The sequence below is a fragment of the Algoriphagus marincola DSM 16067 genome (assembly GCF_000429405.1).
Taxonomy (GTDB): Bacteria; Bacteroidota; Bacteroidia; order Cytophagales; family Cyclobacteriaceae; genus Algoriphagus; species Algoriphagus marincola.
This window is the reverse complement of the sequence record NZ_AUBU01000001.1, coordinates 296,623-320,323: the sequence shown is the minus strand read 5'-3', so window position 1 is coordinate 320,323 and position 23,701 is coordinate 296,623. Positions and strand designations below refer to the sequence as shown.

18 protein-coding genes are annotated in these 23,701 nt (G+C 41.6%); 9 read left to right on the top strand and 9 right to left on the bottom strand.

The genetic code is table 11. From position 1 onward, the window contains the following. The first annotated feature begins 5 nt into the window (after positions 1–5). Positions 6–767, top strand: a complete 762-nt coding sequence (locus G457_RS0101460) for a creatininase family protein (RefSeq protein ID WP_026944892.1) — start codon at positions 6–8, stop codon at positions 765–767. On the opposite strand, the gene G457_RS20840 is transcribed toward G457_RS0101460, so the two are convergent. From G457_RS20840 to G457_RS0101440, 4 genes are all read right to left on the bottom strand, one after another. Further along, positions 764–4,285, bottom strand: coding sequence for a VCBS repeat-containing protein (locus G457_RS20840; RefSeq protein ID WP_035482923.1), 3,522 nt, complete (start codon positions 4,283–4,285; stop codon positions 764–766). The genes G457_RS0101460 and G457_RS20840 overlap by 4 nt on opposite strands. A 126-nt stretch (positions 4,286–4,411) precedes the next feature. After that, complete coding sequence (locus G457_RS0101450) at positions 4,412–6,145, bottom strand: RagB/SusD family nutrient uptake outer membrane protein (RefSeq protein WP_026944891.1); 1,734 nt, start codon at positions 6,143–6,145, stop codon at positions 4,412–4,414. Between the two features lie 52 nt (positions 6,146–6,197). Next, entirely contained in the window at positions 6,198–9,452 is a 3,255-nt protein-coding gene (locus G457_RS0101445; protein ID WP_026944890.1) for a SusC/RagA family TonB-linked outer membrane protein, read from the bottom strand. 463 nt (positions 9,453–9,915) lie between these two features. After that, the gene (locus G457_RS0101440; RefSeq protein ID WP_026944889.1) at positions 9,916–11,703 is read right to left on the bottom strand and encodes a TPR end-of-group domain-containing protein; all 1,788 of its coding nucleotides are present in this window, start codon (positions 11,701–11,703) and stop codon (positions 9,916–9,918) included. A gap of 59 nt (positions 11,704–11,762) precedes the next feature. On the opposite strand from G457_RS0101440, the gene G457_RS0101435 reads away from it, so the two are divergent. After that, complete coding sequence (locus G457_RS0101435; protein ID WP_024281691.1) at positions 11,763–11,981, top strand: PspC domain-containing protein; 219 nt, start codon at positions 11,763–11,765, stop codon at positions 11,979–11,981. On the opposite strand, the gene G457_RS0101430 is transcribed toward G457_RS0101435, so the two are convergent. After that, a complete protein-coding gene (locus tag G457_RS0101430; RefSeq protein WP_026944888.1) occupies positions 11,978–12,973 on the bottom strand; it encodes a glycosyltransferase family 2 protein in 996 nt (331 codons plus the stop codon). The genes G457_RS0101435 and G457_RS0101430 overlap by 4 nt on opposite strands. Beyond that, positions 12,970–13,305, bottom strand: coding sequence for a YbaB/EbfC family nucleoid-associated protein (locus G457_RS0101425; protein ID WP_024281689.1), 336 nt, complete (start codon positions 13,303–13,305; stop codon positions 12,970–12,972). Before G457_RS0101425 ends, G457_RS0101430 begins: the two co-directional genes overlap by 4 nt. Before the next feature lie 143 nt (positions 13,306–13,448). Here G457_RS0101425 and G457_RS0101420 point away from each other — a divergent pair, with 143 nt between their 5' ends. Continuing rightward, positions 13,449–13,730 carry a hypothetical protein gene (locus G457_RS0101420; RefSeq protein ID WP_024281688.1) on the top strand — a complete coding sequence of 94 codons (282 nt, stop codon included), beginning with the start codon at positions 13,449–13,451 and terminating at the stop codon, positions 13,728–13,730. Here G457_RS0101420 and hisS read toward each other — a convergent pair whose 3' ends face one another. Continuing rightward, positions 13,731–15,095, bottom strand: coding sequence for a histidine--tRNA ligase (gene hisS / locus G457_RS0101415; RefSeq protein WP_026944887.1), 1,365 nt, complete (start codon positions 15,093–15,095; stop codon positions 13,731–13,733). A 164-nt stretch (positions 15,096–15,259) separates the two neighbouring features. Between hisS and G457_RS22950 the strand changes: the two genes are divergently transcribed. Continuing rightward, entirely contained in the window at positions 15,260–15,403 is a 144-nt protein-coding gene (locus G457_RS22950) for a hypothetical protein (RefSeq protein WP_165967632.1), read from the top strand. 53 nt (positions 15,404–15,456) lie between these two features. Here G457_RS22950 and G457_RS0101405 read toward each other — a convergent pair whose 3' ends face one another. Continuing rightward, entirely contained in the window at positions 15,457–15,960 is a 504-nt protein-coding gene (locus tag G457_RS0101405; protein WP_026944886.1) for a metallophosphoesterase family protein, read from the bottom strand. Between the two features lie 68 nt (positions 15,961–16,028). Between G457_RS0101405 and G457_RS0101400 the strand changes: the two genes are divergently transcribed. The 3 genes from G457_RS0101400 to G457_RS0101390 all read left to right on the top strand — a co-directional run bounded on the left by G457_RS0101400 (position 16,029) and on the right by G457_RS0101390 (position 18,857). Next, positions 16,029–16,430 (top strand): rhodanese-like domain-containing protein, encoded by a 402-nt coding sequence (locus G457_RS0101400; RefSeq protein WP_026944885.1) that lies wholly within the window; start codon positions 16,029–16,031, stop codon positions 16,428–16,430. Further along, entirely contained in the window at positions 16,427–17,794 is a 1,368-nt protein-coding gene (locus G457_RS0101395; protein WP_211230213.1) for an NAD-dependent succinate-semialdehyde dehydrogenase, read from the top strand. Before G457_RS0101400 ends, G457_RS0101395 begins: the two co-directional genes overlap by 4 nt. An 82-nt stretch (positions 17,795–17,876) precedes the next feature. Continuing rightward, the gene (locus G457_RS0101390; RefSeq protein WP_026944883.1) at positions 17,877–18,857 is read left to right on the top strand and encodes a pyruvate dehydrogenase complex E1 component subunit beta; all 981 of its coding nucleotides are present in this window, start codon (positions 17,877–17,879) and stop codon (positions 18,855–18,857) included. Positions 18,858–18,991: 134 nt separating this feature from the next. Here the strand turns inward: G457_RS0101390 and G457_RS0101385 are convergent, their stop codons facing one another. Beyond that, positions 18,992–21,496: a TonB-dependent receptor domain-containing protein gene (locus G457_RS0101385; RefSeq protein WP_035483012.1), complete on the bottom strand. Its 2,505-nt coding sequence runs from the start codon at positions 21,494–21,496 to the stop codon at positions 18,992–18,994. Between the two features lie 258 nt (positions 21,497–21,754). Here G457_RS0101385 and G457_RS0101380 point away from each other — a divergent pair, with 258 nt between their 5' ends. Further along, a complete protein-coding gene (locus G457_RS0101380) occupies positions 21,755–22,837 on the top strand; it encodes a sensor histidine kinase (protein WP_026944881.1) in 1,083 nt (360 codons plus the stop codon). After that, the gene (locus G457_RS0101375; RefSeq protein WP_026944880.1) at positions 22,834–23,577 is read left to right on the top strand and encodes a LytR/AlgR family response regulator transcription factor; all 744 of its coding nucleotides are present in this window, start codon (positions 22,834–22,836) and stop codon (positions 23,575–23,577) included. Before G457_RS0101380 ends, G457_RS0101375 begins: the two co-directional genes overlap by 4 nt. The last annotated feature ends 124 nt before the right edge of the window (positions 23,578–23,701 follow it).

The following is a 23,701-nucleotide window of genomic DNA, read 5'->3' as shown; positions in this document are numbered from 1 at the left end:
TTTTTATGAAGCCATATCTGCTTAAAGAAACAAACTGGAAATATTTAAAAAAGCATCGCTATGAACTCGCCGTATTGCCATGGGGAGCGACTGAAGCTCACAATTACCATATGCCTTACGGAACGGATGTCTATGAAGCGGATGCTATCGGTGCAGAGGCTGGAAGAAAGGCTTGGGATAAAGGTGCCAATGTGGTGATACTGCCGACTATTCCATTTGGGGTCAATACAGGCCAGGCAGACATTTATCTGGATATTAATATGAATCCAAGCACACAAATGGCCATCATTAGTGACATCTTAGAAGTGATGGATCGACAAGGAGTGCGCAAATTTTTGATTCTAAATTCGCACGGAGGAAATGACTTTAAAACAGCGCTACGGGAATTAGGCCTAAAATTTCCGAATATGCTTCTTTTCACCTGCAATTGGTTTCAGGCCTTGGATAAAAGCAAGTTTTTCGAAGAAGCGGGAGATCATGCTGACGAAATGGAAACCGCATTAATCCAATACCTTCACCCCGAATTGGTCTTACCACTTGAAGAAGCTGGTGACGGACACGAAAAGAAATCCACCATTAAAGGTATTCGGGAAAAATGGGCTTGGGCAGAACGCAAATGGTCTCAGGTGACTGAGGATACTGGCATAGGAAACCCAAAAAAAGCAAGCCCTGAAAAAGGACAGCACTATTTTGATGCAGTGACGGACAAAGTTGCTGATCTTATGGTAGATATCTGCGCAGCTAAACCTGATGAGCTCTACCGCTAGTTCAAGATACTTAAATCAATATCCTTACTATCCCCTTTGTAATCAATCACTTTGAGTGACTTCAAATTAGTAGGAAGCCGAACTTCCCGCGAACTTTGAGAGAGAAAACCAGAACCTATCACAGGTTCGTGACGGATAGATCTTCCATCGGTCGTTTCGATGAGTATAGCAGTTATTTCCTGACCAGGCTCGATAGTTTGTTCGACGGTTTGATTGGAATGAAATGCCTTCAACTCCCCTCTGTTTTGCGAAGCTATATACAAAGGACTACCTGAATTTCGAGCTAGCTTTACCAATGCTTTGGCATCTCCTGGAACAATAAATCCGCTCTCAGAAGCATTCATTGGATCAAAATTACCTTTGCCATCTCCGATTAAGACCAAACCATTCAATGCATCCAATCTACCGATGAATATCTCATTCCCAAAGTCATTTCCTACCAGTAAAATATCCAGAATACCATCTCCATTGACATCATCAGCTACCAAACCATTTACGGGAGCTAGCTGGGCCTCGATTGGTAGTTCATGGACTTTAAATTTACCTCCACCCAAGTTTTCGACATAAGCCGAACGATCATAATTACCCACCAGAATAAGCGCTTCCTGAAGCTCTTCCTCTGTGAAAAGGGTTTGCTCAGTGGCCATTGCGTAGGTTTTATACCGCTCAAACTTCCTCCTAAAAAGCGTACTCTGCCCATACAAATCATCCCAGAAATGGCTTGGAAATGAATTGAAATTCCCTGCCCGATCCTTATACCAAGAAAATACCACCGGGTCTACACTTCCGTTTTTATCAAAGTCTTTTGCATATACTTTATAGGGCCTTTCAGCCGTAGGGTGATAGTGATTATTAGCTCCTAAATTCCCCACTACAAAGTCGACATCCCCATCTTGATCAAAGTCTCCTGAAGCAATGGAATTCCACCATCCTAAATATTGCTGCAAGCCAGTTTCTTCCATTGGAGTCAACTTACCAGAGTCATTTTGGAATATCTGAATAGCCATCAATTCTCCTATCACAACCAAATCCATATCCCCATCCAAATCTATATCTGACCAAATAGCATCGGTTACCATCCCGATTTTCTGAAGCTCAGGAGCCAATTCCTCGGTTTTATCTTTTAGACTTCCATTCTCATTGATCAAAAGAAAACTCTCCTCAGGATAGGGGTATTGTGCAAAAGGAGTCCTTCCTCCAACGAAAAGGTCTAAAAATCCATCTTGATTGAGATCAGCAGCTCTTACCACACTTCCACTGGCTTTTACTTGATTAAAACTCTCATCTTTTAGAAAATTCCCACTCCCATCATTCAGATACAAGCGATCATTATATTCTTGAGAATTAGGTAAAAATTCATTGCTTCCTCCCACCAAATACATATCTAGGTCCCCGTCATTATCTACATCAAAAAGTAGAATTCCCATCTCCTCAAAACTGGCTGAATTATCATCCAATAGCTGTCTCTGATTGAAGGTACCGTCCGCATTTTGAAAAAATACTTGAGGCATAAAACCGGAAGAGGAACCTATCACCAAGTCTTCCATTTGATCCCCATTGATATCCCCAACAGCCAATGCAGGCCCGAATTGGGTCAATTTATGAGGTAAAGTCCGCTGTACGTTATAATCGATTTTATCCTGCTCTTCATGCACAAAGTTGAGACCTACCGCTTCAGAAACGCTTTCAAATAATTGCTCGGAGCTACCAAGATCCAAGATCGCCAGTGCGTTTTTGCCTTGATTTGCCTCCGAATAGGCCACCTTATGGGTTGAATTAAGTTCTGGGTTTGCGAATTTACTCTCTTTTCCATCTGGCCAAATGATCAAAAGATTCTCAACCGTTTTACCTGGTGCAACACCAAAATGCATGGTAGGCTCCAAGGTTGACATATAACCTCTGACTAGCTGTTGTTCTTGAAATAATTTTTGCCCATCATTCAGTGTCAAAACCACTTTAGCTCCTAGGCCTTGTGAATTGGATTGAGGTCCGGAAAGATCAATTCTAAGGTAGGATCCTTTCTCTTGCCGCTTATTTAGATGATTTTCGAAGACAAAAGCGGGATCATTGATATTATTAATTACATAATCCAAATCCCCATCATTATCCAAATCGACGAGTACTGCACCATTGGAAAATGAAGGTCTATCCAAGCCCCAAGCCTCACCACTATCTTTAAACGTCAGGTCTCCTGCATTCTTGAAAGCATAATTTGGAATTTTGACAATTGGAATAGAATCCAAAAGCTGCCTTACGGTGGCAATACTTCCTACGTCTGCCCTGTAATTAGCAAAGTCCTTATCGGTAATATCTCGTGGAAATCCATTCGTAACCAAAAGGTCTCTACATCCATCATGATCGACATCTCCAAAAAGTGGAGACCAAGACCAATCAGTTTGATACATACCTGCAAGCATGCCTATTTCACTAAATGGAGCTTCTGGACCGTTATTCATATGCAACATGTTTCTTACATGCTGATACTCATAGCCCCATTGTTCATTACTGATATAAACCTGATAGGAGTTCTTGCCAATGGTGGTTTTCTTCCTATAATTATCCTCACCTAGCATATCCAAGGTGATGATATCAGGCATCATGTCATTATTGAAATCCGCAATATCAGAGCCCATAGAGAATTGACTTTGGTGCTTGAGTTTCTGAGATATCTGATTGGAAAAAGTGCCATCTTGATTATTGATATATAAAATATCATTGGTGACATAATCATTGGAAACATGAATATCAGGCCAGCCATCATTATTCAGATCTGAAATCAACAAGCCTAAACCAAAGCCTTCGATAGTAATTCCCGCTTCTACAGTAATATTCGTAAATGATCCATCACCATTATTTCGGTAAAAAGCATCATTGTTGATAGCTGAACCATCCGTGATTTTTTCTCGATAGTTAGAAGGAACAATTTTACTCTGCTCATTATTGAGCACGTATAAATCTAAATCTCCATCCAAGTCATAATCCACAAAGGCAGCTCCCATTCCGTTTCCTGGATCTGCTATTCCGAATTCTTCAGCTTTTTCAATGAAGGAAATCTTACCTTGATCATCTTTCCCCTGATTAATAAACAACAAGTTATTTCGCTCTCCCTCGCCAGTCTTCATAGCCGCTACGACATAAATATCCATCCAGCCATCTTCATTGACATCTGCTACAGTTACCCCTGTGCACCACTTATCAGAAGCTGAAATCCCAGCCTCATCTGACACATCAACAAACTTGAAATCGCCTTGATTTAGGTAAAGCTTATTAGGAACCTGATTCCCTGTGAAAAACAAATCAACCAATCCGTCATTGTCAAAATCCGCAGCGGCTACGCCTCCCCCATTAAAAATATATTCATCAGTCAAAATATTAAATGAGTCGCTTTCTATGATTTCATTATTGAAATCAATACCCGTTTGAGCAGATGATTTTAACTCAAAAAGGGTATCTGATTTTTGACAAGAAACCAGAAGGTAAAAAGATAAAATCAGAAGTAAATATTGGGTGATTTTCATAGGGTTTAGCGGGTATATTGATGATTTGAAATTACAATTTTACTGATGCTTTGAAAAATATACCTTTTAAAAAAAGCAAAAAAAAGAGGCCTCTAGGGCCTCTTTTAATGTATTTGATCACTCCGATTAGAATCCAGGATTCTGAATCAAAATATCCGATCCTACCAAGTCGATCTGATCTTGAGGGATAGGAACTAACTTGTAAGGATCTGTGAATCTAGCACCTCCTAGTGCACCAGTAAGGATAGATCCATCAAGGGCAAAGTAGAAATCAAGTTCTTCTTGAACAGTATTCCATCTAACTAGATCGAAGAATCTATGACCTTCCATTCCTAGTTCTAGCATACGCTCCATACGAACGGCAGTTCTAGCTGCATTTGCATCTGTCCAAGGCTGATCGTAGGTTGAAATCACATAGTTGGCTGCAGGTGTTCCGTCTTCTCTTAGAAGTTCAGAATTCATGGCTCTCTCACGCACACGGTTTACTTTAGCACGCGCGCTTTCAAGATTGCCTGTTTCAATGTCAGCCTCTGCAGACATCAACAAGACATCAGCAAATCGAATAATCATAAAGTTGATCCCAGTGTAACCTGGAGTCCAAGAAGAGTTATCCTGGAAGGATCCTTGCTCAGTACGAGCATACACATATTTCCGAGGAGAATAAGGACCCCCATTTGGCTGATTACGAATCCAGGCTGCACCAGGATGGTCTTGCCAATCTAGGTAAGGAATACCTCTACGACCTACTGTATGGTCTAAGCGAGGATCAAGATTCCCAGAATCAGGAGTAAATGCCTGATCTGAGTTTAATCCCATATCACTAACTACCCGGTTTGCTGGATCGTTGTAAGACTTATCGAGCAGAGGAAGACCATTGGCATCAGTTCTGAAAGCATTTACGAATGTAAAGCTCGGCTGGAAGAATCCGCAACAGTTACCTGGTCCTGCAGGGCCTGTATTGTAAGGGAAATTCAAGTCAAACTCAGGATTTGCATTCAATACTGAACCAGTTCCAGCCGCTGCTTGATAGGCCCAAACAGATTCCTGATGGTTATCATTTGCTCCACGGAACATGTCATCATAATAAGGCACCAAGTCATACTTCAATCCATTAGAAGTAACTCCATTTGCAATCACATCATCAAACAATGTTTTGGCAGGACCAAATTTTCCTTGATACAGGAGAACTTTCCCCATGTATGCTTTTGCAGCCCATGAATTTACTCGACCTACTTGACCTTGAGTTGGTGGAAGGTTATCAATGGCATATTGGAAGTCTGCTTCGATGAAAGGATATAAGTCCTGATTATTGCTTACTTCTTCTAAGCCAGATCCATAATCAATATTTTCGTCCACATATGGAGTATTTCCATAGAGACGTTTCAGTTCGAAATAGAAATGACCTCTTAGAAATCTTGCTTGAGCTGCAAGTCGTACTGCATCAGATTCCGTTACATCAGGACCTGGATTTTGCAATAGTCTTAACACATTATTAGCACGAGCAATACCTTCATAAGCTACATTCCACTTGGATCCCATCTCACCAGATGCAGCGTCATTTTCAAAACGCTGAATAGGATTGATAGTTGTGAAATCACCTGGGTCAGTTCCTTTATTAGCCTCACCCCCTCTAATACTTCCCCATACCCAATTGGATGGAGAACCAAGACGATTACCTCGACCATTTACCTGCGAATAGGCTGCAATTAGAGAAGCTTCAATACCTGCCAAAGATGACAGCTGGGCTTCTGCAAGCAAACCTGTAGGCGGTACCTCGAGGAACTCGTCGCTACAACTCACTGCTACCATCATCATTGCTGATAATGATAGGGCTCCGAATTTTAATTTGAAATTTTTCATTTTGTTAATCTATTATATTTTCTATAACTCGATTCGTAAGGAATTGTTAAGCTTAGAAGCTGACATTCAAACCAAAAGTATAACCTCTGGTAACAGGGTAGTTACCAACGTCAATACCAAAAGTCAAATCAGCGTCTCCGCCTACTGCAGGGTCAAGACCCTCATAACCTGTAATTGTAAACAAGTTATTAGCCGATGCAAAAACTCTCAATCTCTGAAGGTTCCACTTTTCCAATAAATTTTGAGGTAAAGTATAACCCAATGTTACGTTCTGAAGTCTTAAATATGACCCATCTTCTACATAATAACTATTCTCAACAGTTGAAGTAGAGAAAGTTGAAGAACGATCCACAATTGGGACAGTAGCATTTGGATTCTGTGGTGACCAAGAATTTTTTAAACGCTCTGAAATAGCAGCACCTTCGAATGTAGAGAAGAAGTCAGTAAACCATTTAGATTGGTTCCATACCTCATTACCAATAGAAGTATATAGATAAGCAGATAGGTCAAATCCCTTATAACCCACTGTAAAGTTAACACCCCCAGTGAAATCTGGAATTGGATTACCAAGCACTTGTCTATCGTCAGGCGAAATAACTCCATCTCCATTTGTGTCCTCATACTTGAATCGACCTGGAGCTGCTCCTACTTGAGTTGCGTGAGAATTTACATCCTCTTGACTTTGGAACAAGCCCAAAACCTTGTATCCAAAGAAGGTTGAAAGAGGCTGACCAACAGAGTTTCTAATTGGTCTAATACCCCGATATGCTGGATTTACGGAAGTAATGATTTCTAGACCTGGGGCCAAAGAAACAATCTCATTCTTCAATGTTGAACCAGTAACAGTTAATTCATAGGTCAAAGCTGAAGAAAGGTTACCTCTGGTAGTCACCAAAAGATCTAGACCTCTATTCAACATTTCACCGATGTTTACTGCAGGAGGTGAAGCATTACTACCCGCCGTCAATGGAATTGGAACTTGGAACAAGAGATCCTTGGTATCTTTTCTCCACCAGTCAAAGATTACATCTAATCTTCCGTTGAAGAATGTACCGTCAAATCCAATATTCTGAGTTACAGCAGTTTCCCACTGTGCATTTGGGTTACCAATACGAGTTCTTCTAAAACCAATCTGTGCAGAAGAGTTAGAGCCTGTAATATCGTAAGAAGAAGCTCCTACAGTACCGCCGAATAGTGAGAACTGGTTATTGGGATCAACGTTATTGGAGTTACCCATTTGTCCCCAACCACCTCGGATTTTCAAATCGTCGATCCAAGTGGCAGTTGAGAGGAAGTCTTCCGAGGAAATTCTCCAAGCTGCTGAGAATGCAGGAAAGGTACCATATCGAGCATTTGCACCAAATCGAGAGGATCCATCACGTCTGACAACCGCACTGAATAAATACTTATCATTGAAGGTATAATTCACACGGCCGAAGTAAGAATTGAAGTTTACACCTCTGAAAAGGTTTGAGTTTACGATTCTGGAAGAAACTGGAAGGTTGGAAATATTGATAAAGTCCGGGTCAGTTGAAAATGGATTCTGACCAGATGCTGAAATATTTCTACCCGCACCAGTGTTCAATGCCTCCTGACCAACAATCACATCAAAGGCATGCTTGCCGAATGTACGCTTCCAAGAAAGTGTATTGGTGAATGTCCAGCCAAATACAAATCCTGAACCTTCATTGTATCCGAAAGCTGAGTTATTTTCAGAGTTCTCGTATTGTAATCTAGAGTAGTTCCAGAAATAATAATTGTTATACTGCCCACCTATAGATGTTCTGAATCTTAAATCATCCAAGATGTCATATTCGGCATAAACGTTACCGAAAATATTAGCATTGAAATTTCTATTATCTCGCTGTCCGTCTCTGTTTGCAACAGGATTACGTGGGTTGTTGAAACCTCTTGCAGCTGTACCACCATAACCACCAAATTCATCGTATACTGGTATGATGGATGGCATACGGAAGGCCTGAAGAATATCATTTTCATCATCAGATACACCTCTACCACCAGTTCCACCTTGCTGACCTAGTACCTGACGGTAGGTTGCTTGGAAGTTTTCTCCAATTCTCAATCGCTTGGTTACATCAAACTCAGAGTTTGCTCTAAATGAGATTCTTCGGAAGTTATTTACAATCATAATACCTGCCTGATCTTGATAACCCAATCCGATGAAGAATCGGCTTGTTTCAGAGCCACCATTCAACCCGATAGAATGTCTATTCAAAGGTGCATTTCTGGTTAAAGCATCATACCAATCTGTTCCCTCTCCAGTAGCTGCCCTAACCAATTGATGAACTGGACCTTTTGAAGGATCTATATTGTATAGTGCTCGCTGCTCTTCTATTTGTGCAGGTGTAAATGGCCCTGGAACACCAGCTGCTCCACCTACATTGATATAATACGGTAAAACTGGAGTTGTACCAGTACCAAACTGCGGATGACCGTAATTAGGACTACGTCCATCGATAGCTGCTTGATTCGTCTCAGCCAACCAAGTGTATTCTGCAAAATCAGCTGGATTCATCATATCCAGACCTTGACCAGGTGTGGTTATACCAAACATACCATTGTAATCGACACGAAGTTTTTGATTACCTCTTCTTCCTCGCTTGGTAGTGTAGATAATTACACCGTTTGCTGCACGAGCACCATAGATAGAAGCAGCTGCAGCATCTTTCAGTACGGTAGTTGATTCGATATCATCCGGATTCAAGAAGTCAGTGGATCCAACAGGCACACCATCTACAATGTACAATGGCTCGTTACCACCAAAGGCACCGAAACCACGAACACGGATAATGGATGTAGTACCAGGCTGTCCGTTTGTAATTACGGTTACACCGGATACACGTCCTTGTAGAGTTTGCTCAATATTACCAGTAGGAATGACTGTCAAATCCTTTGGATCTACAGTGGCAATCGCACCGGTCGTTTCTCTTCGGCTATCAATTGTATAACCGGTTACAACCAACTCAGTCAGCGTTTGCTCATCTGGAGCCAATTTCACGTCGACAACACTTCGGTTTCCGACTACTTGCTCCATGGTTCCATAACCAATAAATGAGAAAACCAAGACCGCTTGGTCATTGGGTACATTGAGGGAATATTTTCCGTCAATGTCTGTGGCAGTTCCCGTGGTGGTTCCTTTTACTAAAACAGAAACACCCGGCAAGCCCACATCAAATTCGTCTAGCACTGTACCAGTTACGACCCGCTGCGCCATTGCTGCGGAACTGGCTAATACCAAGAGCACAAGAAGTGCACTTAGGCTTTTGTAAACATTTTTCATAAACATAGATAGATTGGGTAACAAGATTAATCTCAATAACTTGTCTGTTAATTGATTGTGCAATCGTTTGCGATTATTCTTAAAATAATTGCAATAGATAATTTCCGAATACTCTGGAAGGTCTATTGCCGCTATACCGTGGTACGAATACCTGCAAATAGGCTTAAAGCCTGAAGGTTTGAGCGCATCATGAGATGCTTTGGGTAAAGTTTTTTCTCTAAGTTTTAATTTCCATAGGCTAATATTAGGTTTTAGGACTGTTCTTAATCATCAATGTTAAAGAATCTAAAACAAAATTCAAATTTCTTTTCATAAATATTCTTTCGAAAAATTTTATCCGCACGAAACCTAATTTGTCAATTTTTGAAAATTAGACATGGTTATTTCAGTATTTCAGTGAAAAACAGTGCCTTTCACAAAAAAAGATGTCAATTTTTGAATAAATAGAAGTTCTAGAATATAAAATTTCCTAGGATTGGGTTTTTCGCTCAGATTCAAAAAAATCATCCATTCCCCGGATTTCCTCGAAGCTTGGATCATAAAGCATCCATCGATAGAGCTCTTCATTGAGTGAAACTGCCCGCTGAAGTTGAATCAAGGCCACTTCCTTCTGACCGGCATTTATTGCTAGAAGCGCCAATCCATAGTATCCATACCCAAAGGATCTATTCTGGATCACCGATTCTTCAAATGCGATCGAGGCCTGAGAAAAATCACCAGCAAGAAAGAATGCCAGTCCTTTATTGAAAAGGTCTTTTGCATTATCAAAAGAATAATCAAATCGTAAGGTAGCAAGCTTGTAATCTCCACGAATAATATCCAAAGCTCCTCTTAGAGCTTCATTCCTTTTTAAGAAGTCTGCATTCTTCGTGAGAGTGGATGCCTCCGAAAGCAATCTGTAAGCCTCCCAGAAGTTTCCTCTCAAAGCTGCTATTTGACCTTTATTATGTAGAGAGTACCCATTAGGCTCCAATCGAATAGCCTGGTTGAGAAGCCATTCTGCCTCAGTCCATAGATTCTCTTTGATATCCTCATCAAAAGTTCGCTGGGCTTCCCTCATTTTTATTACCGCTAGATTATTATAAGGTAATACCGAGCGAAAAAGCTCTGTCATTTTGGTATAAATTTCAGTCTTCTCGTTCATCCTGGCAGAGGACTCTGCTGCGGTAGCCCAATCCACAAAACTCAATTCACTGACTGATGAATTACCGGTCAGCTCTTTTTCCAAAATAGCCATCTTCTGCATGCCTATCCCCCTCCCGGGTTTGGCTCTGACTTCTATTTTGGCAGCTCTAAGTTTAGGGTACAACTCTCTCGATACTTGATCAAACCCCCTGACTCTTTTGAGGCTTTCCTGCTGAGTCAGGTAATCCTCTCCGTTCATCAAAATATCATACAACTGATCTTTGACCGAGGTTGAAACTTGTTCATAATCCCTCAGCAGTAGTCTAAAGTCAAACCAATCGTTCCACCTGGCTTCTAAGTCTATCAGAGAGTCCCTCAAAATGATGTTCTTGTTCAAAATCGCGGACTTTACCGCTTCCGCTCGTTCCATTCCTAGTCGGCTTGATTTGCCCTCTTGAGTTTCTGGAGATTGAATTCCAGTAATTTTAATGGAAGTTATGTCAGGATTCGTTGTTACAAACTCACGCAACTGGCTTAGCTGAGCTTCATTCGCTCGAGTAGCCTCAAAATCAGAAGATCCTGGCCGAAACTGAATCAGGTATGTCACAGTCTGATCATTCCCTCGGTCCGCGACTCCTCCGGGAATAAAAAGTCCAACATCTTGAATCTCTTCACTTGGAGCAAACCGACCAACTTTCGCTAAAAAGGGAGTGGTAATGATTCCTTTAGCCAATACCCTTTTTTCAAATGGTTCGGACTGTTCTCTTTTCCCCTGAAAAAATGACAATTCTAGAAAACTCTCCTGCATCCAGGGCTCAAAAGCAAACCGATAGGATTCGCTGAAAGTATATTTCGAGAGGTTTTTTTCTAGGGGTATTTCTCCCAATTCTAAAATATTACCTGCAGCTTTCAGGGAAAGCGTCATCCTAGGATTTCGGGGCGTGACTACGGATTCTATCGGAATACTGCCTTCGAGTTGAAACCGTACTGAATCTCGAAAATATTCAAGTTTAGCCGGTCTTAGGTTTACTTCTTCGATAAAGCGATATTCTTGAGCAGAAGCTGACCATCCTAAGAAAAAAAAGAGGAGAAAGATGATTTTTTTACAGTTTTGAAACAATCGGGCAGGCATTTTGCTTTATAGTTCCTAAATAATTTTTTTATACATTCGAATACTAAATCAACACAAAAATGGAAAAATTAAAACTGTTTTTCGAAGAAAGAGCATTCGGAGTTTGCTCTCGATTGGGTGAAAAACTCAATTTTCCCATTGATAGTATCAGACTCTTCTTTATTTATTCATCCTTCGTCACTATGGGTTCACCGATCATTATCTACGTGTCGATGGCCATGATGATGAAGATTCGAAAGTACTTCAGAAAAATGAATAACCCGGTTCTTTTTGATTAAAGGTCAGAGAATTTCTTTTTTCCTCTGAAAAAGAAATCCAGAAAAACATACTTAGAAGGCCCCAGGAATGGGGCTTTTTTTATAGCACTTCTTTGGAGGAATTCTTTCCTCATTTTAAAAAATCCTGTGTACCCTTTCCAAACTGCATTAGCAGAATCCCTTTGACCTTTTAGCAAATAACCAAGAGCAGCAAGTCCTTCTAAAATGGCCTTTTGCCCAAAAATCCACCAGAATCTTGATCTACTTTCATTTTTGTAGATCATGGCTAGGCTATTTCTGATATTCAATTCCAACTTTCGCGGACTACTTCTATCAAGGGTCGCCCCTCCCAAATGATATACTGCTACTTTTCCAGTATACCCCATTCTAAAACCTTCCTGTCTCATACGCACACAAAGATCTATTTCTTCCATATGGGCAAAAAAGTGCTCATCAAAGCCCTGGAATTGATGAAATAGATCACTTTTGATCACAAAACAGGCTCCTGAGGTCCAGTCAACCTCCAAATCATCGTCATACTGACCTTGATCTATTTCTATCTCGTTCCAAATCCTACCTCTGCAGTACGGGTAAAAAAGATGGTCTAAAAAGCCTCCCCCTGCTCCGGCATAGTCGAAAAGCCTCTTGTCCTTCGCCGATAGAATTTTTGGTTGGGCGCTAGCAAACTGCCGATTCGTCTCTAAAAATTGGACTAAATCTTGATCCCAGCGGGAAGTAACTTCCACATCTGAATTGAGCAAAATATAATATTGATAGTCACCTTTCAGCTGCGCCAGGCCCTGATTGTATCCACCGGCGTACCCAAAGTTCTGACTAAGGCGAATTACCGAAATCTGAGGAAATTCCTGCTCAAGAATGGCAACCGACTCATCCTGACTGGCATTGTCAATCACCCACAGATCAAAAGTAGAATACTCTACAACTCCAGGCAGGAATCGCTTGAGCATCTCAGCTCCATTGTAGTTGAGAATTACAATGGCGCAGTGGTTCATCGAAACATTCCTCCCAAGTCCATTCCAGGAATATTTGGCATCATTCCTTCTGTGGCCGATTTCATCTCTTCCTTGATTTTCCCTTCGATTTGCTCCATGGCAATGTTGGTAGCCGCTACGATCAAATCACTCAGCATCTCTTTGTCCTGAGGAGTAATCAATGATTCATCCATATCGATCTTGACCACTTTGCGATCTCCATTGACGGTCACCTTTACCATTCCTGCTCCAGCTTCTCCTTCGGCAGTCAAGTGTACCAATCGCCCCTGTACCTCTTTGACCTTGGCCTGTACTTCCTTGACCTTATTCATCATATTCATGAAATCAAACATAGCTCTTGTATTTTAATTCTTTTTTATTTCTAAACACAGAATATTATTCTGTAAAAATGATTTTTATATAACCTATAAGTAAATTTTCTGTAACCCTAGCCTAATTTTCTCTGTTTCTATTATTTGTAACCGAATTATCCATCATGAGAACAATAGAACAAATCGAAAAGGAGCAAGTCAGCATGATCAATTTTGCCAAGCAGGACGTTCTTTCTGACCCTCAAGCCATTAAATTAAGAATGGCAGACCTTCATCGTTCACAAACGCTCGGCAATCTACTTCAGACCAAGGTCCGATTGACTTTCCGATCCATCGACGAGCAAGTTTACGAAGTCCATACGACCGTTTGGGCTGTCGGTTCGGACTTTGTGGTTCTTAAAGGAGGAGTTACAATACCTATTCGCTCCATCCTTCGAGTGGAATAATTAGATCAATCGATTAATCGCATCCTCCACTTTCATAGATTCCTGCTCTCCGGTTTCAAGATTTTTGAAAGCGATGGTCTCATTTTTTATTTCATCGTCACCACAAATCGCTACGAAGGGTATTCCTTTTTTGCTTGCGTAGTCGAGCTGCTTCTTCATTTTGGTCAGATCCGGGTATACTTCTGCCCGGATTCCTTGAGTTCTGAACTTACTCAAAACTCCCAAGGCATATCCATAGGCCTTTCTATCGAAATGTGCCAATAGTATCTGAGAACCTGTCAGCGTCTGATCCGGAAATAATCCCAATTCCTCCATGACATCATAAATCCGATCAACGCCAAAGGAAAAGCCTACCCCTGACATATCAGGCATTCCAAAAACCCCTGTCAAATCATCATAGCGTCCACCTCCACTCACAGAACCGATCTGCACTCCGTGAGCCTTCACTTCGAAAATAGCTCCTGTGTAGTAGGAAAGCCCTCTTGCCAGTAGAAAATCCAATACCAAATGCTCTTGATCTGCACCAAGACTATTTAGTAGCTGAAGCATCTCATGAAGCTCTTTAATCCCTTGTAGTCCTATCTCACTCGCTTGAAGAAAGTCCTCCAAGAAGTTCAGTACTTCAGAGATACTCTCTGCATTACATTCAAATAAGGGTGCAAGCTTTTGAATCGCGAACGGACCAAAACCTCTTTCTAATAACTCCTCCTCTACTTTCTCCCGGCCAATTTTATCCAATTTATCAATCGCCACACATAGCGGTCCTTCTTTTCCAGCCTCACCGATGACCTCTGCAATTCCTGTCAGCACTTTTCGATTGTTGAGCTTAATGCTGTAGTCCTGAATTCCCAACTTTTCGAAGACACGCCGAATCATCAAAATAATCTCCGCTTCGCAAAGCAGACTGTCGGTTCCAATCACATCAGCATCGCACTGATAAAACTCTCTGTATCGTCCCTTCTGTGGCCTATCTGCTCTCCAAACAGGCTGAATCTGAAAGCGCTTGAACGGAAAAGTCAATTCATGCCGATTCATCACCACATATCTCGCAAAAGGTACAGTCAAGTCATACCTTAGCCCCTTTTCCGCCACTTTGGGTAAGGTCGCAGCTGCTCCCTCTTGAATATCTTGTGGAGTTACTTTTTTGAGAAAATCCCCGCTATTTAGAATTTTAAATAGCAACTGATCTCCTTCATCACCATATTTTCCTGTCAGGGTGCTGAGATTTTCCATCGCAGGAGTTTCCAATTGTTCGTAGCCGAATAGTCGGAAGGTTTCCTTGATAGTATCCAAAATAAAATTTCGTTTGGCCATTTGAACCGGGCCAAAATCTCGCGTGCCTTTGGGCAAAGTTGGTTTCTGCATGGAACTCTTTGGTGATTGAAAAGCCAAATTTACCCAAAAAATTACGGAAACACCCGACGAATCAAGGAATTCCCAAATTATTTCCTTTAGGGTTTTAGGCTTTGAAGAAATGTTTTTCTACCTTTGCCGTCCGATTCGGATCTAACACATTAAAATATATTGTCATGGCAGTTACTACTCTTAAAAGAAAACTTCGAAGAAAAAGACAGAGTCAAAATACACGCGTCGCTCAAATCAAGCAGCTGACTGCGAAGCCTGTCATCAAAAACGTAGATGTGGAAGAATTGAAAAAGTCTTTCGACAAATAATAAAACTAAACCACATTTTGAAAGCGGCTTTTTGCCGCTTTTTTTTGTCCGAACTACCTCCCTCGCCTTCCAAGTTCGACAACATTTAAGTTTTTTACCTTTCCATCTTCCAATTCGAAAAGCAGAAAAGTACGCATCTGATGGAATCCTTGCTGACCAATTGCTCCTGGGTTCATATACAAACAATTAAGCTTTTGATCAAACTCTACCTTGCAAATGTGAGAGTGCCCACAAATAAATAACTGGGGCATTTCGGCCTTGATCCTAGGCAGAACCCCTTTCGCATAGCGTGGCGGTTTTCCCCCTATGTGGGTCAAGAGCACTTTTACCCCTTCCACCTCAAAAGCATCCCACTCAGGATAGCGAGCCCGGCAATCTTCATCATCGATATTTCCATATACCGCACGAATCTTTTTGCTTTTTGGTAATTGTTCCATCACCTCTTGAGCTCCAATATCTCCTGCGTGCCATATTTCATCGACACTTTCCAAGTATTGGAGTGTTTTGTGATCAATGTAACTGTGGGAATCAGAAATCAGGGCGATTTTAGTGGACATTTGTGGAGAAAGGAATTAAATTCTCCTCGAATATGTATGGAAAGTACCGCACTCAAAAATTCAACACGATGAAAATTTATCAAAAAACTCTTTTTATCGCCCTTTTATTCATGGGCACCGTCTTTTTCTCACAGGCACAAACTGCCAAAGATTCAGCGAAAGTTGTCTCTGTAGAAAAGTTTGATAAACTTATAAGTAAGAAAAAAACGACGCTACTTGATATTCGGACACCAGAGGAAATGGCAGAAGGTCATATTCCAGGAGCTGGAAATATGGATTTTCTTGCCGAGGATTTTAATGAAAAAATTCAAGAACTAGACAAATCCAAGACCTACTTACTTTACTGTCGAACAGGTAAGCGTACTGCCAAAGCCGGAGCAGCAATGAAAGCAGCTGGATTCAAAAAGGTCATCATGCTAGATGGCGGAATTACGGCATGGAAAGAAGAAAATAAACCCGTCAAAGAATGAGCATTCAATCCATCAATCCCTACACAGGAAAACTTTTAAAGGAGTACGATTTATATGATGAAAAACAAATAGAAAAAGCCTTATCCCTTGGCCAGGAAACTTTTCAAGATTGGCGGAAAGAGGAATTCAAGAAGCGAAAAGAATTAATGCTTGCTGCAGCCGCTGAGCTTCGGGATAATCAGGAGGAATATGCGCTTTTGATCACTTGGGAGATGGGCAAAGTAATTCAGGAATCTAGAGCTGAAATCGAAAAGTGTGCATGGGTATGCGAGTATTATGCCGAGAAAGCCGAAGAATTTTTATCAGCTAGAGCTATTTCCTTGCCTGACGGAAAAAAGGCCAAGGTTTTATACCAGCCATTGGGAATAGTCTTAGCCGTTATGCCATGGAATTTTCCGTTTTGGCAAGTTTTCAGATTCGCAGCCCCGACCCTGATGGCAGGAAATGTAGGAATCTTGAAACATGCATCCAATGTGCCTCAATGTGCTTTAGCAATCCAGCGGGTTTTTGAAAATGCAGGCTTCCCAAAAGGAACTTTTCAGTCCCTTCTGATCGATTCTAAAGCTACTAATGAATTGATAGCAGACCCAAGAGTAAAAGCAGTCACGCTCACTGGTAGTGAAAAAGCAGGCTCGGCCGTAGCCTCAAGTGCAGGCAAGCACATCAAAAAATCACTGCTTGAATTGGGGGGAAGTGATCCATTTATAGTGCTCGAAGATGCTGATGTGGAGAAAGCTGCCAAAACAGCCGTCAAAGCAAGAATGATCAATTTTGGGCAAAGCTGCATTGCCGCTAAGCGATTTATCGTCGTAGAGGAGGTTTTTGAATCTTTTTTGGAAGCTTTTACTGAAGAAATGAAAAAGCTCAAATCCGGAAATCCTGAAGACGATGATGCTGACTTTGCCTGCATGGCAAGACCTGATTTGGCGATGGAACTTTACGAGCAAGTCAAAAAAAGTGAAGAAGCCGGCGCGAAAATTATTTTGGGTGGCGGCAAGCCAGCTGAGGGCAAAGCAGCCTTTGAACCAACCATTCTGATCGACATCCCAAAAAACAGCCCTGCTTATTCAGAAGAGCTATTTGGGCCTGTGGCGACAATTTTCAGGGTGAAAAATGAAAAGGAAGCCATTGCACTTGCCAATGATTCTGAATTTGGCTTGGGAGGATCACTTTGGTCCCAAAACCTAAATCGTGCAGAGACTCTAGCCGCTCAGATTGAGACAGGAGCAGTCTTTATCAATTCCATGACTGCTTCCAATCCACACCTCCCTTTTGGAGGAGTCAAAAAGTCAGGATATGGGCGAGAATTAAGTCAGGAAGGCATTCGGGAGTTTGTAAATGCAAAAACCGTCTTCCTCGGCTGATTTAATGCCACAATAGCCTCAGCTATTTTTGCTTTTGAGGGATTCCTTCCTATTTTTACGAGCCATAATTTTGACCTAAAAAATGAGAGAAATACAGTTTCGAGAAGCCCTCAGAGAGGCCATGTCTGAAGAGATGAGACGTGATAAAAACGTCTTTTTGATGGGTGAGGAAGTAGCAGAATACAACGGAGCCTACAAAGTGTCTCAAGGAATGCTTGACGAGTTCGGTCCCGAGCGCGTTTATGATACTCCTATTTCTGAATTGGGATTTGCAGGTCTCGGTGTCGGAGCAGCCATGAATGGCCTTCGTCCGATCATCGAATTCATGACCTTCAACTTTTCTTTGGTAGCCATCGATCAGATCATCAACTCGGCTGCCAAGATGTATGCCATGTCTGGCGGAGCTTACTCCGTTCCGATTGTCTTCCGAGGTCCTACCGGAAATGCCGGTCAGCTAGGTGCTACCCACTCTTCCAACTTCGAAAACTGGTTTGCTAACACTCCAGGTTTGAAAGTAGTCGTACCTTCTAACCCTCATGATGCAAAAGGATTGCTCAAATCCGCAATTCGGGACCCAGATCCGGTGATTTTCATGGAATCTGAATTGATGTACTCCGACAAAGGAGAAGTGCCTGAGTCAGAATACCTTCTTCCTATCGGAGTAGCAGATATCAAGCGAAAAGGAAAAGACGTGACTTTGATTTCTTTTGGTAAAATGATGAAAGTGGCTCTAGAAGCTGCAGAGCAAATGGCCAAAGAAGGGATTGATTGTGAGGTGATTGACCTACGAAGTGTCCGTCCGATCGATTACGCTACTTGCGTAGAGTCTCTCAAGAAAACAAACCGAGCAGTCGTAGTAGAGGAAGCCAATCCAGTAGCGGCTATTTCTTCTGAATTGACCTATCACTTCCAGCGATATGCTTTTGACTATTTGGATTCTCCGGTGATTCGAGTGAATTCAATGGACATCCCACTCAGCTATGCTCCTACCTATATCGATGCAACCATCCCAAATGTAGAGCGAACAATAGCAGCTATCAAAAAAGTTACTTACAAGGATTAATCCTGTTAAATTTTCAAGTACAAAAAAGCCCTGACCTAGCAGTCAGGGTTTTTTGTTACCCAATCTATCTATCTACAAAAAAAGGGCTGGTTCAAATTGAGCCAGCCCCGCTTATTTTGATTCTGGATTTTATTTTAGCGGTTTTGGTTCATTTGTCCATTCATACCTCCATCATCTCCTCCTTTAAGGTCATCATTGCTGACTGACTTCTTTTTTCTTCTGTCATTCATCGATAGCTTTCCAATTCGGTAGCTAAAGTTGATCTTGAAGTTCATATTTCGAATGGCATTGGTACTGTTCTGAATGATGGTAGGCGTGATTGTTTCATTTCGAATTATGAATTCACGGGCTAAGAAGTTTTCAACTCCAAATCCAATACTTCCACGCTTCTCTTGGAATTGCTTATTGAAACTCAATCCATAAGCTGCGAATCCTCCGCTTGTTCCCTGCAACTGCACTCTTCTACCTCTGGCAAAGGTGAAAAGCTGTGCCTGCCAGTCTTTAGGCAGAGTATAGTTTGCGAACATCCGTCCACTGATTACCCATCCTTCATTTTTCGCAGCTGTCATGGGATCGGACAATCCATTGTCAAGCATGCTGTAGAAAAGGTCCATTCCACCATTAAGTGAGAACTTATTATTGATATTCACATTGGCAAAAATATTGGTACCTACTGCCTGCTCCTGACCGATATTTTCAAACGTGGTGTAGATTACATCATTCTCCTGAAGTGTTTGAACTGCTTGAATCGAACCGGTGGTGTTCCGGTAGAAACCGGTGAAGTTTAACATCGTTCCTTTGATGAAGGTGCTGTATCCCAACTCGAAATTATCGGTGAATTCAGGATCCAAAACCGGATTACCCTGAGTAATCTGCTGTGGATTGACTGCTTCGATGTTTGGATTCAGGAATCGCAAAGAAGGACGAGCCAATCTTCTATTGTAAGCTGCTTTGATCAAGTTGCCGTTCTTTAATTTTCGGCTGGCATTTAAGCTAGGAACCAAAGAACCATATGAAGGAATATCCACATCAAATTCATCAGAAAAATCAGCTGTAATCGTCGTGTACTCATAGCGTACCCCTGGCTTTAAGGTGTAGTTTTTCAGGAAGTTAAAAGTGTATGAAATATACCCTGCTGTCACATTTTGATCATAGCTGAATTCGTTGCTTAGTGTCGGGTCAACCAATTCAATAAACTCACCATTGGCACCTTCTCCTCGGAAATACGCAAAGTCAGAAAAAGCTCTTCGTGTAATCGTCTTCGCACCATATTCCAAGATCTGCTCTCCGTTTTCACCCATTGGTGTTACAAAGTCTAGCTGGGCAGTAAACTCCTCGTTTCGGCTTGGGTTGTCATTTTTAAGGCGAGAATCGATGGTTTGGAAGTCCTCTTCAAAAAGCGTGTTGATGAAGAAGTTTTCCCGATTATCACGGCTATACAAAGTCAAGAGGCTGATTTCCTTTCCTTTTTTGTCAAAAGTTCTGGTGTAGTTCAAACTCACATCCAATGAATTTGACCGATCCTCAGAATTGGTTTCACGAAGCGCTGAGCTCAAAAGCGTTTGTCCGGCAAATCGCTGTGTCAAGAAATCATTCTGTACATTATCAGAATTTCTAAGACCAAAATTGGCAGAACCCGTGATGAAGTTGTATTTGTTGATTTCGTAATCAACCCCAAAATTATATCTACCAAACATGAAGTTCCGCTCGGTATCTGCCGATTGGGTCAGGCGAGTTTGAGAACCATCCGAGTTTAAAAGCAACTGAGTATTATCAAAACTACCAAAGGTATTGTAGCCGGCACGACCAAATCCACCCAAAGAGAAACCAAATTTTCCAATTCTAGCACCACCATTCAATCCCAAATTCGATCCTCGAAGCCCCACACCACTATTGATGCTCAGGGTCATTCCTTCGAGGTTGTTTTTCTTAGTCACGATATTGATGACTCCCGAAGTACCCTCTGCGTCAAATCTTGCTGAAGGAGAAGTAATCACTTCCACCTCTTTGATTTCATCCGCAGGAATCTGACGAAGTGCATCCGTTATAGAGCTTGCAGCGATGGCAGATGGTCTATTATCGATCAAGACGGTAATATTGCTACTTCCTCGCATAGAGACATTTCCGTCCAGATCTACAGAAAGCATAGGAACCCGACGAAGTACATCTGTCGCATCACCACCAGCTACCGTTTTATCATTTTCAGCTTTGTAAATCGTACGATCTACCCGCTCTTCAATCAATTCCCGCTGACCTTGAACGGTCACTTCTTCCAAAGCCACACCTTCATCAGACATGGTCAATTCACCTAAATTGATATCACCGGTTAGGCTTTCGACATTAATATTATCTACTACAAGGGTTTCATATCCTATAAAGGTGAGTTGAAGGGAATACTCTCCCAATTCAAAACCTGTGATAAAAAATTTGCCATCGCCATCAGCTACGGCACCCGCCATACTGACATCCATGCCTTTTTTGTAAAGTGCCGCTGTGGCATAGCCAACAGGGTCGCCAGTTTTTGCATCCTTGGCAATCCCTACGATACGGGCTGGTTCTTTGCCATCTTGCTGCGCCAACAGGATATTATTGCCAGCAAGGATTAGGACAATTGATAGTAAATTGAATAGTTTTTTCATGGTTTTGTTTTCAAATAAAGAGCTGTCACTCATTCAATACCCCAAAACAAATAGCTTTGTTGTTGATAAAAGTGTCCAATAGACCAAACCCCAAGACTAATCGACAAAGCCTAGAATTCATCAGATGAATATTCACCGCTTCCTTACTTTGAGATTCATCGGTTTTGATTTGCTTTTTATCGATAGAAAGTTTGGTTTGGTAGATTATTGAGCTAGAAAAGCCAAACTTTATATTAGTTTGCGTTGAATATCAGTGATATGGCTATTAACACCTCCCGTAAAAATCTCTCCATACTAATACATACCCTTGGCTGGGTCATGCTATGCGTCGTATTGATGCTACTCTCACCCCTTTCTTGGAGAATGGGAGAAATCGACCTTCCTGTGGAATATTGGTGGAAACAGGTGTTTTTGGTGATTTCTCTGATTGCCATTTTTTATGCAAACCAATTCCTGATCGTTCCCAAAATTCTTTTGAAAGGGAAAACCTATGTCTATTTGCTTCTGGTTTTGGGCGCTGGCCTGCTGTTTTATTACACTGTTATCACTTTTGAGCAGCTGATCCAATATCCACTCCGAATGCATGAAACTTTCAATCCAGACAAGCCTTTCGTCCCAGGGAGAAGGTGGATTTATGGAGATATGTTTCAGGCCATGCTATACCTAGTATCCATTGGACTGAGTACCTCCTTGGCTCTGGTGCAGAAATGGCAAAACGATGAAGAACATCGGCAAGAGCTGGAAAAGCAGCGGATCAAAACCGAGCTTTCCTACCTCAAAGCCCAGATCAACCCTCACTTCTTCTTCAATACGCTCAATAATATCTATTCTTTGACCAACCTGGATATCAAAAAAGCACAAGAAGCTTTGCTGAAGCTTTCACGGATGATGCGCTATGTGCTCTATGAAAATCAAAAGGAAAATACGCTGCTGAGCAAGGAAGTTGATTTTATCCGGGATTATATTGAGCTAATGAAAATGCGTCTGACAGATAAGGTTAAGCTGCATATTCAGCTGGATGAGCCCACGGATAATCACATCATTTCTCCTATGTTGCTATTGCCATTTTTAGAGAATTGCTTCAAACATGGCATCAGTTCCCAGACCGAAAGCAGCATTCATGTCAAACTGGAAATTATGGGTAAAACAGTCTTTTTTGAGACCCGAAACCATATTTTCCCGGTAAATACCGAAAGCCCCGAAGGCAAAGAGCATGGCATAGGGTTGGTCAATACCCAACGAAGACTGAGTCTTTTATATCCGGGCAAACATCGCCTGAAATTTGGCAAATCCGACGATAATCAGGAATATTATGTAAACCTGACCCTCAATCTGGAATGAAACTCAAATGCATTGCTGTCGACGATGAACCCTTGGCCCTTCAGTTGGTTTGTAAGTACATCGAGCAAACGGCTTTTTTAGAATTAATTGGCCAATTTTCCAGCGCGATCGAAGCCTTGGGATTTATCAATCAGCATGAGGTACAATTGATATTCATGGATATCCAAATGCCCGACCTCTCCGGAATGGAGCTTGCCCGGGTCTTGGATGGGAAAAAGGATTCGGATCAGACCCGGATTATTTTTGCGACAGCCTATCATCAGTTTGCCATCGAGGGATACAAGGTTGATGCTTTGGATTACCTTCTAAAGCCTTACAGCTACGAGGATTTCTTAAACGCAGCCACCAAGGCCTACAATTATTTTGAGCGAAAAAGCCGGTCCCAGGAAAGCGGGTCTACCAAGTCAGATCAGGCTCTAGACTACATTTTTCTGAAAGTGGAATACCAACTTGTCAAGGTCATGCTCAATGACATCACCCATGTAGAAGCCTATAAGGACTACGTGAAGGTACATCTGCGGTCCAAAAGCAGTCCCCTTCTCTCCCTGACCACCTTAAAAAACATGGAGGAACTTCTTCCAGAGGGTAAGTTTATGCGAATTCATCGCTCCTTTATCATCTCTTTGGACCATATCGAGTCCGTTTCCAAAAACAGTGTACATATCGGAAACCATGAAATTTCGATCGGAGAAAACTACAAAGAGGCATTTTTGGCTTTTATGAGCCGATGGATGAGTTGAAAGAAATTAGAAACTAGAAGCTAGAATCAAGACTTTTTACCATTTAAGGGTAGAGGCCCCAATCTTTTAGGAAGCTAGCTTATTCCTAAAACAAAGGATTACCAATATCTTCCAAACAAAACCT